Below are 15,947 nucleotides of genomic sequence, written 5' to 3' on the forward strand. Positions count from 1 at the left end.
CATCTCGCTCACCCAAGCGACCGTCATGCGCGCTGACCACAGACTTGCATGGCCATCCGACTTGCTGAGCGTTTCCGCAGGTCAACGCCTATTGGCGCATCCTCTAAGCCAAGTTGTCCACGAAGCCTTCGAGCTGGCGCAGGTTGCGGCACTCGAATACGCCGTCGGTGTAGGTCGAATACTCGGTGATCACCGAGTCGCCCGTGTCCCAGTACGAGCGAGGTTCAGGGTTCAGCCAGAACACTGATCGGGCTCGCTTCTGGCACTCCTTGAGCACCCACGCATTCGTCGAGTGGTAGTTGTTCCGGGCGTCGCCGAGGAACATCATCGTCGATTTGGCGTTGACGTCCTTGCCGAAGTTCTCCCAAAAGACGCCGAAGGCATGGCCGTAGTCGGAATGGCCGTCGACCCAGACAACGTCAGCCTCGGTGTTCACTCGATGGACCGCGTTGGTGATGTCCTCCTCGTTCTGAAACATGTGGGTGACTTCGTCGATGCCGTCGATGAAGACGAACGAGCGCACCTTGGAGAACTGGTTCTGCAGCGCGTAGACGAGATGCAGGGTGAACCGGGCAAACGCGGCGACCGAGCCTGAGATGTCCGCCACCACGATCAGCTCGGGCTTGTTCGGGCGCGGATGGCGGAACCGGGGTTCAGCAGGCACACCACCGTAGGAGAGAGAGCGACGCACGGTGGCCCGGAAATCCAGCGGACCGCGGCGCTTGTGCTTGCGTTTGCGGGCCAGTCTGGCTGCCAGCTTGCGCGTGAGGGGCTGGATGGCCTTGCGGATATTTGCCATCTCCTCACGGCTGGCATGCATGAAGTCGACATCTTCAGGCAGAGGCTTGCGCAGGGTCTTTGCCATCGCCTCGACGCCGCGGTCGGCCACCAGGCGGCGGCGGATCTCGGCTTCGATCTCCCGCTTGAGCTGCTCGATTCGGTTCTCGAATTCCTCTCGCTCGAGCCGCTCGGCCAGCGGGGTCAGCTCGCCCTCGTACCGCTGGGCGGACTCCTCGACGAGGCGTTCGAGCATGCCGTCGAGGTCGAGATTGCGCAACGTCCGGTACAGGTAGTAGGTGCCGCCGACCGGCCGGCCAGGCTCCATGCCGGCGAACTGTGTGACGGCGGCCCGGGCCATTGCCGCCATCATCGCCTCGTCGGCATTCAGCAGGGCCCGGAAGAGCATCTCGGCGATCTCTTCGGGGGACATGTCCTGCCCTCCCCCGCGGCCTCCCATGCCCTGCATCTGCTGGGACATCCACTCTTCGAGGCTGTCGGGATCGAATTCGCCGTTGCCGTCCTCATCGCCGACGTTGTACTCGGGACCGCGCAGCGAGAAATACACCTCGAAGACTGTCTCGAACGCCCGCCAGTGCTGCTCGTTCTTCACGAGCGTTGCGGCGAGCGCGTACTTGAACGCGTCGCGGTCCTCGATGGGAATGTGCTTGACGGCCTCCATCGCGTCGAGGTTCTCCGTCAACGAGACCGGCAGCCCCGCGTTGCGCAGCTCGCCCACGAAGCCGCTGAGCAGGTCCAGCATGGTCGACTCCCGTCGGTGCGTCAGCCCGGCCCGAATTGCCTTGGCGCAGCCTAGGCCTCGACCGTCAATTCCTTGGCGGCCTTCTCGATGTCGGACTGGTACTTGAGCAGGATGTGAAGCGTCTGCTTGGCCTGTTCGACGTCAATGTTCTCGATGCCGAGCAGCACCAGCGTTCTGGCCCAGTCCAGCGTCTCGGAGACCGATGGCGCCTTCTTGAGCTCCAGCTGGCGGACCGAGCGCACGACCCGTGCGATCTGTTCTGCCAGATTCTCGCCGATGCCGGACACCTTGGTCAGCACGATCTGCTTCTCACGCTCGAGATCGGGATAGTCGATGTGCAGGAAGAGGCACCGGCGCTTGAGCGCCTCAGACAGCTCACGGGTGTTGTTCGAAGTCAGGAACACCAGCGGGATCTGGCTGGCCGTGATGGTCCCGAGTTCGGGAATCGAGACCTGGTACTCGGACAGGATCTCGAGCAGCAGCGCCTCGGTCTCGATCTCGACCCGGTCCACCTCGTCGATCAGCAGCACTACCTTGTCTTCGGCACTGATCGCTTCAAGCAACGGTCGGGTGAGCAGAAACTCGTCCTGGAAGATGTCGTCCTGCAGCTCCACCCAGTCCTCGTGCTCGGCGTCGACGCCCCGGTCGGCCTGGATGCGCAGGAGCTGCTTCTTGTAGTTCCACTCGTAGAGCGCTTTGGCCTCGTCGAGTCCCTCGTAGCACTGCAGCCGGATCAGGCGAGCACCGCTCATCGCCGCCACCGACTTGGCCAACTCGGTCTTGCCGGTGCCTGCGGGTCCTTCGATGAGCACCGGCTTGCCGAGGCGCTCCGCCAAGTAGACCACGCTGGCGATGCCGTCATCGGCGAGGTACTCGACCTCCGCCAAGCCTTCGCGGACACCCGAGAGGTCTCCGAACATTGTCTCGCTCATGATGGGGATCTCCGGGGCAGGTGGTGAAATGACGCAGTCAGACAGTGTGGCAGCCGCGGCAGGTCCTCGGCACGATCACCCGCGCGTGTGGCCCTGACCGGTCACCACGAACTTCGTCGTCGTGAGCTGGGTGAGGCCCATCGGGCCGCGGGCATGGAGCTTCTGGGTGCTGATGCCGATCTCCGCGCCGAAGCCGAACTCTTCGCCGTCGACAAAGCGGGTCGAGGCATTTACCAACACGGCGGCCGCATCGACCCGACGAGTGAACTCCTGCGCTGCAGCGAGGTTGCCGGTCACGATGGCCTCGCTGTGCCCGGTTCCGTGCCGGTTGATGTGGGAAACTGCCTCATCGAGACCGGCGACGACCGCAACGCTCATCTTCAGCGCCAAGAACTCCGTCGAGAAGTCGTCATCGCTGGCAGGGCCGATCTGGGGTGAGATGGCTCGGGACGCCGCGTCGCCGACCAGTTCCACATCACCGAGACATCCGACGATGCGCGGCAGGAAGGTCTCAGCCACTGCTCGGTGAACCAGAAGGGATTCCGCGGCGTTGCATACCGACGGCCGGCTCAGCTTGGCGTTGGCGACGATGTCTGCAGCCATGTCGAGGTCGGCTGCTGCGTCGACATACACATGGCAGTTGCCGTCGCCGTCGATGACGTAGGGCACCGTGGCATTGGCCAGCACCGATGAGATGAGCGCAGGGCCGCCTCGCGGGATCAGGCAGTCGATGCAGGAGCGGAGACGCATGAACTCCGTGGCGGCGCTGTGACGGATGTCGGTGACCAGCAGCAGCGCATCTGCCGGCAATCCGGCTTTGACCACGCCTTCGCGCAGCGCCTCGGCAATGGCGATGTTGGACTGGAGCGCCGCAGATGAGCCCCGCAGGAATGCCGCGTTGGCGGACTTCAGGCACAGCCCGAACGCATCCGAAGTGACGTTCGGCCGGCTCTCGTAGATGATGGCGACGACGCCGAGCGGCACCCTGACTCGTTCGACCACCAGCCCGTTGGGCCGCACCCAGCCGTCGACGCGTTGCCCGACCGGATCGGCGAGGGCCGCCACGTTGCGGATCCCAGCAGCCATGGCGCCGATGCGGCCGTGATCGAGCCGCAGCCTGTCGACGAGCGTGGCCGATGTGCCCGCCGCTTCGGCGTTGGCGACGTCGTCCCGATTGGCGGCCAGAACGCTGTCGGTTGCCTCTTCCAGCAGATCCGCGGCCGACAGCAGAGCCTCGTCCCGCACAGCGCCCGGAGCTTGCGCCAGGACTGTTGCGGCGGCTTTGGCGCGCTCGCCGAGCGCGAGCACCTCCGCGGATACAGCGCTGCCGGTCGACTCCGGTGCGGTCCCGGAAACCACGTCAGGCACCCGAGCAGACTAGTGGCATCGCCCTCAATCACCCCAGAATGACGAGGTCATCGCGGTGCACCACCAAGGGATGCATGCCTTCGGGCAGTTGATCGCTGCGCAGGCCGGCAGTGACGCGCAGTCCCTCCGCATCGATGGCTGCGAGTCCCTTGGCGAAGATCGCGTCATCCGAATCGACGATGTCGACGGCCTCGCCCGCACTGAAAGACCCCTCAGAGCCGACGACGCCGGCCGCGAGCAACGATTTTCCGCCCTCAGTCACCGCTCGGCGAGCGCCGTCGTCAACGGTCACGGATCCTCGGGCAGCCACCGCGAACCCGATCCAGAGCTTGCGGGCGGAGACGCGGGCGTCGCGCGCCGGCACCGTGGTGCCGACGCTTGGCAGGTCTGCAGCAGCCTCAGCAATCACATCGGGTCGGCGGGCTGCAGCGATCACCGTGCGCACGCCGCTCCATGAGGCCATCCGCGCCGCTGCGAGCTTCGAGGCCATGCCGCCGCTGCCGACCGCGTTCGCGGCGCCTGCGGCAGCCTGCAGCGACGGACTCACCTCCAGGATCTCCGAGATGAGCGAGGCATCGGGATCGATATTGGGGTCCGCTGTGAGAACGCCGGGCATGTCGGTCAGCAGGATCAGCGCATCGGCGCGCACCAAGTTCGCAACAAGCGCAGCGATCCGATCGTTGTCGCCGTAGCGGATGGCGTCGTCCGCGATCGCGTCATTCTCGTTGACAACCGGCACGACACCGAGGTCGAGCAGGTGGTGGAACGTTGCTCGGGCGTGGAGATACTGGTCGCGGTCACGGAAGTCGTGCGGGGCGATCAGGACTTGGCCCACGACCATGCCGTGCTCCGCGAACAGCTCCCGGTAGGATGCCATGAGGTCGATCTGACCGACGGCCGACAGCGCCTGCAGCCGTTCCGGCTCAGTGGGACGCTCGACGTTCAGGCGCTGCACGCCCGCGGTGATCGCACCGGAGGTGACCACGATCACCTCGTGGCCACCAGCGCGCACGTCCGCGACATCGGATGCCAGCTTCGCGACGGCGTCAAGGTCGACCTGCCCGCCCGATGTGGTGATGGACGATGTCCCGATCTTGGCGATCAGCCGTTGTGAGGCAGGCATCGACATCAATCCTGCCGTCTCGCCGTTCTGATGACAGCGACCGGGGTCATGTGCCCAGTCTCATACGTCAGCTTCGTAAGTGAACTCGAAGTCGCCGATGCGAACGAGATCACCCGACTGGGCGCCGTTGCGGGCCAGCGCACGCGACACGCCGAGCTTCTCCAGCCGCCGCTGTGCCCACGCCAGCGCGGCCGGATCGGTCAGGTCCGACAGCGCCACCGCTCGACGCGCTTGGCGTCCCTCGATCTCGAAGATCCCATCCGCAAGACGCAGCACGGCAATGCCGCCCGACGACGGTCGGTGCACCACGTACTGAGCGGGTGCATCATCGGTCTCGCGGGCCTCAGAAACCAGGTTTCGGAGGTTTCCGAGTACCGAATTCACACCCTCACCGGTCACCGCGCTGACGCGAGGCCCATCCCAGTCGAGGTGTGCCACATCGGACTTGGCGCCCACGACCAGCCTGCGTCGGGTCGCGAGCTCGGGGTTGTAGCGCACGAGCTCACTCAACAGCACCTCGACCTGTTCATGGGGGTCACGACCGGTGAGCTCAGCCAGATCCGCCATGATCAGCAGCACGCGGGCTCGCTCGACGTGCCGGAGGAACTGGTGCCCGAGTCCTTTGCCCTCGGCTGCGCCTTCGATCAGTCCCGGCACGTCCGCGAGGACCATCTCGAAACTGCCCTGCGGACTCACTCGATCACGACGGGCGCCATCGTCAAGCCGGACAACCCCCAGGCTCGGCGTGAGCGTCGTGAATGGGTACGAGGCAACCTTCGGCCTCGCAGCGGACACAGCGCTGATGAAGGTGCTCTTGCCGGCATTCGGGAAACCGACGAGTGCCACGTCGGCCATCAGCTTCAGCTCCAAGCCGAACCAGTGCTCCTCGCCGGGTTCTGCCTGCTCCGCGAACTGAGGAGCCCGCAGCCGATTCGATGCAAAGCGGACATTGCCACGCCCGCCTCGTCCGCCTCGGGCGGCCTGCCAGCGGTCGCCTTCGTTCACCAGGTCGGCGATCGCCACGCCATCCCGATCGCGCACGGTGGTGCCCTCGGGCACCCTGACGAGCTCGTCGTCGCCGTTGCGGCCGTGCCGCTTGCGCCCTTGGCCATGGGTTCCGTCGGCGGCCCGCCGGAACGGGAAGTCCCGGAACGCCAGCAGCGACGCCACGTTGCGGTCGGCCACCAGCCACACGTCTCCGCCGTGCCCGCCGTCTCCCCCGTCGGGGCCGCCACGAGGCACATGCGCCTCACGGCGGAACGACACGCAGCCGGCACCGCCGTTGCCTCCCTTGGCGTGCAGCTGGCATTCGTCGACAAACTCGCTCATCAGCGTTCGGCTGTGACCTTCGACGCCCGCTCGGACGTCACGATGTCGGAGCTAGGACGTGATGACGTCGACCAGCCGGCGTCCGCGGCGGTAGCCGAAACGCACAACCCCCGGTGCGGTCGCGAACAGGGTGTCGTCCTTGCCGCGGCCCACGTTGCGGCCCGGATGGAACTTAGTGCCCCGCTGGCGCACGATGATGCCGCCCGCATCGATCGCCTGGCCCGAGTACACCTTCACCCCGAGACGCTTTGCGACCGAATCGCGCCCGTTGCGGGTAGAGCCTCCGCCCTTGGTCTTCGACATCGTGCTGTCCTTTGGTGTCCAGTCGCGCGTGCCTGCGGGAATGCCGCTAGGCGATGGCGATCTGGGTGATCTCGACGGTGCTGTAGCGCTGCCGGTGGCCCCACCTGCGCCGGTTGGTGGTGGCGTTCTTGTACGTGAATCCGTCGATCTTGGGACCCTTGGCCTCGCCGACGACCCGTCCCCGAACCAGAGCGCCGTCGAGCTCGTCGGGAGTCGCGAGCACCGTCCCGTCGTCGACGACGAGGACCGGCGTGAAGGCGACCTCCTCGCCGACCGGCACTGCAAGCAGTTCAACGTCAAGCCGCTGGCCGGCCTCGATGCGGCGCTGCTTGCCGCCGGTGGCGATGACTGCATACATCACTCCGGAAGGATACCGATGACCACCCGGCTTCAGCGCGCTCGTTTTCGCATGCGGCCTCTGTTTTCCCGCTCGTGTTCGCGCGTTGAGCACGACGAGCTCATCAGCCGCTCGGGTCCAGGACTCAGCCGCTAAGCAAAAAGCGACTCGCGGAGCTGGATGCCCCGGCCCTCGCAGACGTCGCAGGGATCGGACATCGATTCCAGCAGTCCCTCTCCGGTGCGCATCCGGGTCATCTGCACAATGCCCATGTCCGAGATCGGCTCAGTCGCAGTTCTGGTCTTGTCGCGTGCCAATGCCTCGTTCAGCGTCGACATGAGCTTCTCGCGCTGTCGCTTGTCGTCCATGTCGACGAAATCCACGACGATGATGCCGCCGATGTCGCGCAGACGGAGCTGTTTGGCGATCTCGGTCGCTGCCTCGAGGTTGTTCTGGAACAGGGTCTCGTTGAGGCTGGATCTGCCTACGTTGCGCCCGGTGTTGACATCGATCACGGTGAGGGCCTCGGTGTGCTCGATGATGAGCGAGCCGCCCGAGGGAAGCCAGACCTTGCGGTCGGTGGCCTTGCGCACCTGTTCGGCAACGTGGACGCGCTCGAAGAGGGGAAGACGCTCGGCGACGGGGTCGTAGCAGCGGATGCGATCGACGAGCGGTGCGGCAACCGCCTCCATGTATCCCTTGACCTGTTCGAACAGCGACGGATCGTCGATCACCACCTCACGAAAGTCCGCGGTGAACTGCTCTCTGATGATGCGAACTGCCAGCTCGGGTTCGCGGAACAGCAGCGCCGGGGCACCAGAACGCTCGGCAAGCTCGGAGATCTGGGTCCATTGACGGGTGAGCCGTTCGATGTCCCGGCGGATTTCCGCGGGTGTGACGCTCTCGGCCGCCGTCCGCAGGATCACGCCGAAGCCCTCGGGAATCTCCTTGTCCAACAAGCTGCGCAGCCTCCGTCGCTCGCGGCTCGGCAGACGGCGGGAGATGCCTGTGACATTGCTGTTCGGAATGAGCACCACGAATCTGCCTGGGAGCGATACCTCTGTCGTCAAGCGCGCTCCTTTGTGGCCGATCGGATTCTTGATGACCTGGCACATGATCGTCTGGCCGTTGCGGATCAGCTCGCCGATTGCCGGTCCCTCGACAACGCGGCCCCGACGCCCGCCGGTCCGCTTGCGCTCGGGGCTGGAGTCATCGTCGCTGTCGTCGGTGTTGACGGTCAGATCGCCCCGGTAGAGCACTGCCTGCTTGGGCGTGCCGATGTCGACGAACGCAGCCTCCATGCCCGGAAGCACACGCCGCACCCGACCTAGGTAGAGGTTGCCGTAGATCTCGGATGCGTCATCGGATGGGCGGCTGACGTAGTACTCGATGAGGGATCGGCCCTCGAGCACGGCAATGTGCGTGGCGCCTTCCGCGACGTGAACGCACATGCGGTGGCGGCCGATCGGCTTGCCATTGCGGTACTTCCCGCGGCGTTCGGAGAGCTGCTCGTCGTCAAGTTCTACCGGCTGCTGATCGGCCAGAATCGCCTCGACTGGAGCGCGGGAACCATTGCGCCCCTCGTTCGCGGGCGTCGGGGCTTCACTGGACCGGCTGCGCCCGCCGCGTCCCCTGCCGCCTCGACGGCGGCGGCGACGTCCGGTGGCGCCTTCGCCCTCGGCAGGCTGTGAGGTCGGTGCCGGTCGGCTGTCGCCGATTTGCGGCTTGGGCTTGCGTGCCGGCGGCGGCACCGGAGGAGGAGGCTTCGCCGACGCGGTCCCGGCTTCGGCTGCATCTGTTCTCGTCTTGCCCTTGGGTTCAGCCTTCTCCTTGGCCCTAGGACTTGCCTGGGATCCAGCCCTTTGCTTCGGCCCTGTCTTCCGCGGTGACCCCGCCGCTTGCCTGGGTGCAGGCTCGGTCGTGGGCGCTACAAGCCGACGCTTGCGAACCGCGGGCGCCGCTTCCGCTGGTTGATTCTCGGCCGAGCTGTTGCCCGGTGAGTTGTTCTGTGCTGATTTGTTCCTGTTCCGGTCTGCTGTGTTGTTTTTTGTCTCGTTCAGTGTTGATTCATCCACTGAAGGTTTCCTTCTGTCTCTGGGCGCATCCAGAAGGCCCGGCCGGTTCGGCTCGTCCTTCGGCGCCACACGTCCATTGATGTGTTCTTCGGGCTATGCCCATGTCATGCGTCGGAGCGAGCGCCGGCACCAGTTCGCTGGGGCGCACCACGCGAGGCGTGGCCGACAACTCCGTGCTCAGCAAGGCCCCCCGATCCGGGCACTCGACCACCTGCAGCCACTTGACGCTGGGGCGGACATCTGAACTCACGGTCTTGCCTTTGTGCACCCGTTCTGTCACGACGGTACCGGCAGCAAGGAACTCCGCAACCGCTTTCGTCGCCGACGTCGCCCCCAGACCCACGATCTCGAATTGCCAACCGCACGAGCGAATCGCGGCCTGCAGCGACGGCCCGCTGCCGTCGGTGAGCACAGCCGCCGTCACCTCCATGCCGACGGGCAGGGCCTCGGAGAGCGCTTCGGCAACGGTGCAGTAACTCGGGCCGGCCGAGATCGGCTCGTGCGGGCAAGGAGCGTGAGATCCGCCGCGGCAGACGATCACCGGCCCCGCAGCTGTGCCCTCAGCGCCTGCGCCGCTCCCGCTGCTGCTGGGAAGCAGCGCTTCGGCAACCAGCGGCAGTTCGACGTACTCACCCTCGGATTCGTACCCCGTCGGCAGCGCCAAGCCGAAGCTCATCCGCATCCGAGGCGAGAAGCCCTCGCTGTAGGCCACGGGCAGTCCCACTTTGCGCACGGCACGCTCGGTCACCCGGGCCACATCCCGATGACCGATGAACCGGATCTTGCCGGCCTTGGAGAAGCGGACGCGCAGCCTCAACACCGTCTCCCACCCACGAGGGTGGGAGCGGCACTGCGGCTCAGCACCGGCGCATCGAGGCAGCGCATCATGCGCCGCCTCCAACCGATGCTCCTGCGCCCGCCAGCTGGCGGGGACGCAGCTCGACCGGCACCAGATGGCCGGTCGCGAGATCCTGTCCCGTCCCCTGACTGCCGCCGTTGGGGGCGACGGGGGACGCGACCATGTGCTCGATCCCATATTCAGTACAGGCCCCGCAGTCGTAGCACGGGGTCCATCGGCAGTCAGGCAGGCCGTACCCAGCCAAGGCGTCCTGCCAGTCCTGCCAGAGAAAATCGCGGTGCAGCCCGGCACCGATGTGATCCCACGGCTGCACCTCGTGTTCGCCTCGATGGCGGTACACGTACCAATCCATGTCGAGGCCGCACGCTGCCATCGCTTCTTCCCACAGCGCGAGGTCGAAGCGTTCGCTCCACTCCTGGAACGTGCCGCCCTTGCGCCAGACATACTCGATGGCTGCTCCCACGCGCCGGTCTCCGCGACTGGCGATGCCCTCAGCAGCAGAAGCGGCCGGATCGTGCCACTTGAGCTGGACGCGACGGTTTCGGCCCAGCGCGGAGCGAACCAACCGCACCTTGCGGGCCAACTCGTCGGGCGGGTTCTGCCCGAACCACTGGAACGGCGTGTGCGGCTTGGGCACGAAGCCCCCCAGCGACACCGTCACCGACGCCCGCTTCGTGTACTCCTGCCCGATGCGAGCGCACGTGTCGGCCAAGTGTGCAATGGCCTCGGTGTCGGGGTCCATCTCCGAAGGCAGACCCGTCAGGAAGTACAGCTTCATGCGATGCCAGCCTTGGCTGTAGGCCGAACGCACTGCGCCGTACAGGTCTTCTTCGGTGATGAGCTTGTTGATGATCTGGCGCAGGCGCCACGATCCCGCCTCCGGGGCAAACGTCAGCCCCGTACGGCGCGCGCGCGACACCTGGGCCGCCACGTCGACGGTGAACGCATCGACACGCAAGCTCGGCAGCGAAACGCTGATACGGCCGACATCCGACTCGCCGCCGGCTGTGCCCGAGAAACCGGCGCCGCCAAGCGAGACCGTGTCGCGGACCAACTCGGCGATGCCGCTGTAGTCCGCCGTGGACAGCGACATCAGGCTGACTTCGTCGTACCCGCTGTGCTCGAGGCCGACCGACACCATCTCTCGCACCTGTGCAGCAGGGCGCTCCCGCACCGGTCGGGTGATCATGCCCGCTTGGCAGAAGCGGCACCCCCGAGTGCAGCCCCGGAACACCTCGACGGACAGTCGATCGTGCACCACCTCGGTGACCGGCACGAGCTGCCGACGGGGGTACGGCCAGTCGGCGAGATCCGCGACCATCCGCTTGGCGACCAGCGGCGGCACGTCCGAATGCTTGGGGGTCACCTCGACGAGCGTCGCCCCGTCGTAGGAAACCACGTACATCGACGGCACATAGACGCCCTCGATGCCGGCAAGCTCACGCAGGAGACCCTCACGAGTGCCGGCCCGCTTGCCGGAGTGCTTCCAGGCGCCCACGACGTCAGTGATCTCGCCGACAACTTCCTCGCCGTCGCCGATCACGAAGAAATCCACGAAATCGGCCAGCGGCTCAGGGTTGAACGCACAATGACCGCCGGCTCCGATCAGCGGGTCAGCGTCGCGGCGCTGCGCCGAGCGCACCGCCACACCGGCCAAGTCGATGCAGTTGAGCACGTTGGTGTAGACGAGCTCAGCCGAGACGTTGAATGCGATGATGTCGAATTCACCCGCAGCCCGATGGGTGTCCACCGAGAACAGCGGCAGCCCATGAGCGCGCATCTCGGCCTCGAGGTCGATCCACGGGGCGTACGCCCGCTCGGCGCTCGCGTCGGGTCGCTCGTTCAGCAGCTCGTAGAGGATCTGCAGTCCCTGGTTCGGCAGGCCGATCTCGTACGTGTCGGGATAGGCCAAGAGCCACGAAGTGATGTGAGAACCAGCACGTGGTTGCTGCATCCCGTCCTCGCAGCCGATGTATCGAGCCGGCTTGGAGACGCGTGGCAGCAGGGACTCGAGCCGTGGCCACAGTGTCGTCATTGCGCGGTCAACGCTACCGGCACCTGTGGATAAAGAGGCCTGGACCCAAGCGGCCCGTGAGTCCGCATCCAATCAGAATCGGTAACAGGAGCGGGAGACAACAGGTTCCCCTCGAACGGGTTTGTGCTCGTGGCTGAACGTGTCACACGGCGTAACGACGGGCGCCGACGCTGATGACGATGCCGACGGCGGCGAATGCAGTCACCGTCCCCGAGCCCCCGTGGCTCATGAGCGGCAGCGGGATACCGGTGATCGGCATGATGCCGACGGTCATGCCGATGTTCTGGAACACCTGGAACAGCAGCATAGAGAGCACGCCGACGGCGAGCAGTCGTCCGAAGGGGTCGCTCGCGCTGCGGGCTGTCTGCCAGATGCGCACCGACATGAACGCATAGAGAGCCAGCAGGATCGAGCCGCCGACCAAGCCGAACTCCTCCCCCAGTGCCGTGAAGATGAAGTCGTTGTGCTGCTCGGGCACCAAGTCCAGATTCGTCTGGGTGCCCTGCTTCCAGCCGTGGCCCCAGATGCCGCCGGCACCGATCGCGATCTGGCTCTGGCGCAAGTTGTACGAGGCTTCGAGAGGCTCAAAATCCTGGTCCAGAAACGCCGTCAAGCGATTCCGCTGCGTCTCGTTCAGCAGGCGCGGCCCTTGCAGCGCATCAATGCTGAAGACCAGCACCAGCGCCAGGATGCCGGCCAGCGTGATGACGACGATGTGGCGGAGCTGGGCGCCGGCGACCAGCAGCATGCCCATCGCCACAGCCACGAAGACCAGCATCGTGCCGAGGTCGGGCTGCAGGTAGATCAGGCTCATCGGCACCAACAGCAGCAATCCTGCGTTGAACAGCGTGTCGAAGCGCAGGTAGCCCTCGTGGTTGGCGACGAACGCGGCCAGCGACACGATCACGATGAGCTTGGCGAATTCCGAAGGCTGCACCTGGAACCCGAAGAACGGCAGCTCGAACCAGGAGCGGGTGTTGCGAATCTCGGGACCCCAGCGCAACAGCGCCCCGAGGGCAACGAGCACGATCAGGTACGCGGTCGTTGCGTAGAAGCGCAGCACCCGGTAGTCGACGACCGCCGCAACGATCATGACCAGAATGCCGACGCCGACGAAAATGGCCTGTCGGCGAGCCACCGTCCAAGGGTCATCGCCATCAAACGTCAGGCTGCGCCAAGTGGAGGCGTAGTTCATGGCGATGCCCACACAGGCAACGGCTATTGCCGCCAGTCCGAGCGAGTAGTCGGCGAACCATGCCGGTGACCGCAGCTCGCGCCGTGTGTGCGTGCGATTCAGCAGCCGGGCGATCATGGCAGTGCCGCCCCGCGACGGGTCTCACGGCGCCGCAGTGCCGCCCCGCGGCGCGGCATATCGCTCTGCGGCGCGCCGGTGATCTCGTCTACATCGGGGATGCCGTCACCGTCTGCGTCCGCAGGCGTGTTGGCGCGCGGCAGCTGGATTCCCCAAGGGCAGCCCTCGGGCACATAGCCGAGGAACGCTGGATCGCCGCGCAACGCCTCAGGCACTTCGGGACACTCCGGCTGCGGCGGCACGAACGCAATCTGCGGTTCCGGCCAACGCTGCTCGTAGGCACGCACCGCCTCCATGATGCGTCGTGCCACGGGCGCAGCCGCTTCACCGCCGTACCCGGCCTCCTCCATGACCACGGCCACCACATACCGAGGGTCGTGTGTCGGCGCCCACGCGACGAACACCGCCGTGTCCTCCTTCTTGCGCCGCAGCACAGCGTTGAGGCCCTGCGCCTGGGCCGTGCCGGTCTTGCCGGATACCCGGTAGCCCTCGTGGTCGTATCCCTCGAACGCCTTGGCCGCAGTGCCCCTGAGCCTGGAATTGGTGACATTGCCCAAGCCCTCGCGCACCACCGCGCTCCCGTCGGGGAAGTCTGCGACACCAAGAACTCTCGGCTCGAACTCCAGCACCGCCTCGCCGAACGTCTCGGATTGACGCGAGACGACCGCCTCGACGACGTTGGGCGAGAACAAGGTGCCGCCGTTGGCGATCGTGGCGTAGGCGTTTGCCAGCTGAATCGGCGTCGCTGCGACGAAACCCTGCCCTATGCCCGTGTTGATGTTGTCGCCGGGAAACCAGCGGCTTGGCTCGTTGTAGGGGTTGTAGGCCTCCGGGCTGATGTCGAACAGCGTCTTCTTGACATCGGCGTCCGGAATCCGGCCGGATTTCTCGAACGGAAGCTGCACGCCAGTCGGCGAACCGAGTCCAAGCGAGCGCGCCATGTCCTGGATGGCCCACTGCTCGGGGCCGTCGACCCAGTAGAGGTCATCGGCCACCTTGTAGAAGTAGGCATCGCTCGAACGCGTCAGCGCCCCGGAGAGATCCAAGGTTCCGAGCGCAGCACGATCTGCATTGAAGAACGTGCATCGGCCGGTGCATCCCCGCGCTTCAGGAATCCGGTAGTACCCGACATCGTGGAACGCAGCGCGGGGCGAGATCAGCCCGGCCTCGAGTCCGGCCAGCGCGGTCACGGGCTTGAACACCGATCCCGGCGAATAGATGCCCTGCACCGCCAGATTGTTCAGCGCTCCGGGCGCGTAGGGATTCTCGAACACCGATCGGTACTCGGCCAGGCTCAGACCCTCCACCATCCAGTTCGGGTCGTACGTCGGATGCGACACCATCGCCAGCACATCGCCGTTGCGGGCGTCCATCACGACGGCAGCACCGGTGAGCGCCGGGTAGAAGAACCCGGAGTCCTCGCTCACGTTCTTGCGCGCTGCGATCAGGCCTTGCCGCAAGTACGACTCGGCTGCCGCCTGCAGTTCGACGTCAATGGAGAGCACGATGTCATGGCCGGGCTGAGGCGGGACGTCAGCCAAGATGCGCTGTACCCGGTCGAGCCGGTCCACCTCGAGCTTGGTGCGACCGGGCTCGCCGTGAAGCTCTGCCTCGAAGAGACCCTCGATGCCTGCCCGACCGACTCGCTCGTAGGGAAGGTAGCCGTCGTCGATCAGCTCACGATGCTGGCGCTCCGACATCGCCCCCACGTACCCGACGATGTGCGCGCCGACCTCATTCTGCGGGTAGGTCCGCACCCAATCCCATTTGGCCTCGACGCCGGGGATCGACCGCTCGGCCACCCGCAGCAAGCCGTCCTCGTCCAGGCCGGTCGCGACGACCTTCGGGGCAAGCGGGTGCGTTTGCAGGTCGTCGAGGCCTTGACTGAGCCGGGCCACCGGAATGTCAAGCAGGTCAGCCAGCGCGACGAGCACTGACTCTGCTTGATCGTCGGTGTAGCTGGACTGGTCGATCGTCACAACACCGGTGCGCTTGTTGTCCGCAAGCACGACTCCGTGACGGTCGAGGATGCGGCCACGCGTCGGCGGCGTGATGATGATGCGAACCTGGTTGGACTCCGCAGCCACCGTGAACTGCTCGGTTTCGAGCACTTGCAGGTACCACAGGCGTGTGAACAGCGCTCCGAACAGTCCCACGATCACGATGCCCAGAAAGGCCATCCGGCGACGGACCGTCTCATCCACTGCGGGACCTCGGGACTCGTGTCGCCGACACTCGCGGACGAATGGCCAGCGCCCATCGAACTGCGCGCTCAAGCAGCGGATTCGCCAGCAGGGCAGCGATTGCGGTGACGATCGCTATGCGCACGATCGGCGCATCGGTCACGTATTCGAGGTCCATCAGCCAGCCTGCGCATGCGAACAGCCCGATGCCGCCGGCCGCAAGCACCGACGCCAAGGCGGCACGAGCCAGCCCGCGCGCCGACCCGGTCTGCTCAGCGACGATGCCCGACAAGTAGCCAACGAGCGTCAGCACCAGCAGCGACATGCCGAAGGGCGTGTGCAGGATGAGATCGGTCGCCAAACCGCAGCCGGCGCCGAATGACACACCGGTTCCCCGGCCCCCCACTACCCCGCCAACGACGGCCAGCAGAACGAGCGGGTCGACAATGACCCCTGCGGGCGTCATGTGAACCAGCAGACCGACATGCATCACGACGGTACCCACCAACAGCACCACCGATCGGGCCAGCGGACCCGCGCTCGCCATCACC

13 protein-coding genes are annotated in these 15,947 nt (G+C 65.9%); all 13 read right to left on the minus strand.

Translation table 11 applies throughout. The features are described 5' to 3' along the window. Positions 1 to 103: 103 nt before the first annotated feature. The 13 genes from ACOGXQ_RS04455 to ACOGXQ_RS04515 all read right to left on the minus strand — a co-directional run bounded on the left by ACOGXQ_RS04455 (position 104) and on the right by ACOGXQ_RS04515 (position 15,943). The gene (locus tag ACOGXQ_RS04455) at positions 104 to 1,540 is read right to left on the minus strand and encodes a vWA domain-containing protein (protein WP_419946245.1); all 1,437 of its coding nucleotides are present in this window, start codon (positions 1,538 to 1,540) and stop codon (positions 104 to 106) included. A 50-nt stretch (positions 1,541 to 1,590) separates the two neighbouring features. Then, positions 1,591 to 2,472 (minus strand): AAA family ATPase, encoded by an 882-nt coding sequence (locus tag ACOGXQ_RS04460; protein ID WP_419946246.1) that lies wholly within the window; start codon positions 2,470 to 2,472, stop codon positions 1,591 to 1,593. Positions 2,473 to 2,547: 75 nt separating this feature from the next. Next, on the minus strand, positions 2,548 to 3,840 hold the full coding sequence (locus tag ACOGXQ_RS04465; RefSeq protein ID WP_419946247.1) for a glutamate-5-semialdehyde dehydrogenase: 1,293 nt from the start codon (positions 3,838 to 3,840) through the stop codon (positions 2,548 to 2,550). Between the two features lie 28 nt (positions 3,841 to 3,868). Then, on the minus strand, positions 3,869 to 4,963 hold the full coding sequence (gene proB, locus ACOGXQ_RS04470; RefSeq protein WP_419946248.1) for a glutamate 5-kinase: 1,095 nt from the start codon (positions 4,961 to 4,963) through the stop codon (positions 3,869 to 3,871). Positions 4,964 to 5,023: 60 nt separating this feature from the next. Continuing rightward, positions 5,024 to 6,292, minus strand: a complete 1,269-nt coding sequence (gene obgE / locus ACOGXQ_RS04475; RefSeq protein ID WP_419946249.1) for a GTPase ObgE — start codon at positions 6,290 to 6,292, stop codon at positions 5,024 to 5,026. A 51-nt stretch (positions 6,293 to 6,343) separates the two neighbouring features. Further along, positions 6,344 to 6,595 (minus strand): 50S ribosomal protein L27, encoded by a 252-nt coding sequence (gene rpmA / locus ACOGXQ_RS04480; protein ID WP_419946250.1) that lies wholly within the window; start codon positions 6,593 to 6,595, stop codon positions 6,344 to 6,346. A 46-nt stretch (positions 6,596 to 6,641) separates the two neighbouring features. Further along, entirely contained in the window at positions 6,642 to 6,953 is a 312-nt protein-coding gene (gene rplU, locus ACOGXQ_RS04485) for a 50S ribosomal protein L21 (protein WP_419947335.1), read from the minus strand. A 131-nt stretch (positions 6,954 to 7,084) separates the two neighbouring features. Continuing rightward, positions 7,085 to 9,007 (minus strand): Rne/Rng family ribonuclease, encoded by a 1,923-nt coding sequence (locus ACOGXQ_RS04490; RefSeq protein WP_419946251.1) that lies wholly within the window; start codon positions 9,005 to 9,007, stop codon positions 7,085 to 7,087. After that, entirely contained in the window at positions 9,000 to 9,824 is an 825-nt protein-coding gene (locus tag ACOGXQ_RS04495; protein WP_419946252.1) for a TIGR03936 family radical SAM-associated protein, read from the minus strand. The genes ACOGXQ_RS04490 and ACOGXQ_RS04495 overlap by 8 nt, the downstream gene beginning before the upstream one ends. A 67-nt stretch (positions 9,825 to 9,891) precedes the next feature. Beyond that, entirely contained in the window at positions 9,892 to 11,901 is a 2,010-nt protein-coding gene (locus tag ACOGXQ_RS04500; RefSeq protein WP_419946253.1) for a TIGR03960 family B12-binding radical SAM protein, read from the minus strand. Positions 11,902 to 12,043: 142 nt separating this feature from the next. Next, positions 12,044 to 13,213 (minus strand): rod shape-determining protein RodA, encoded by a 1,170-nt coding sequence (rodA, locus tag ACOGXQ_RS04505; protein WP_419946254.1) that lies wholly within the window; start codon positions 13,211 to 13,213, stop codon positions 12,044 to 12,046. Continuing rightward, the gene (mrdA, locus tag ACOGXQ_RS04510; RefSeq protein ID WP_419946255.1) at positions 13,210 to 15,417 is read right to left on the minus strand and encodes a penicillin-binding protein 2; all 2,208 of its coding nucleotides are present in this window, start codon (positions 15,415 to 15,417) and stop codon (positions 13,210 to 13,212) included. Before mrdA ends, rodA begins: the two co-directional genes overlap by 4 nt. Further along, positions 15,410 to 15,943 (minus strand): hypothetical protein, encoded by a 534-nt coding sequence (locus ACOGXQ_RS04515; protein ID WP_419946256.1) that lies wholly within the window; start codon positions 15,941 to 15,943, stop codon positions 15,410 to 15,412. The genes mrdA and ACOGXQ_RS04515 overlap by 8 nt, the downstream gene beginning before the upstream one ends. Positions 15,944 to 15,947: the final 4 nt, after the last annotated feature.

Source organism: Candidatus Poriferisodalis sp. (assembly GCF_965208485.1).
Classification (GTDB): Bacteria; Actinomycetota; Acidimicrobiia; order Acidimicrobiales; family Poriferisodalaceae; genus Poriferisodalis.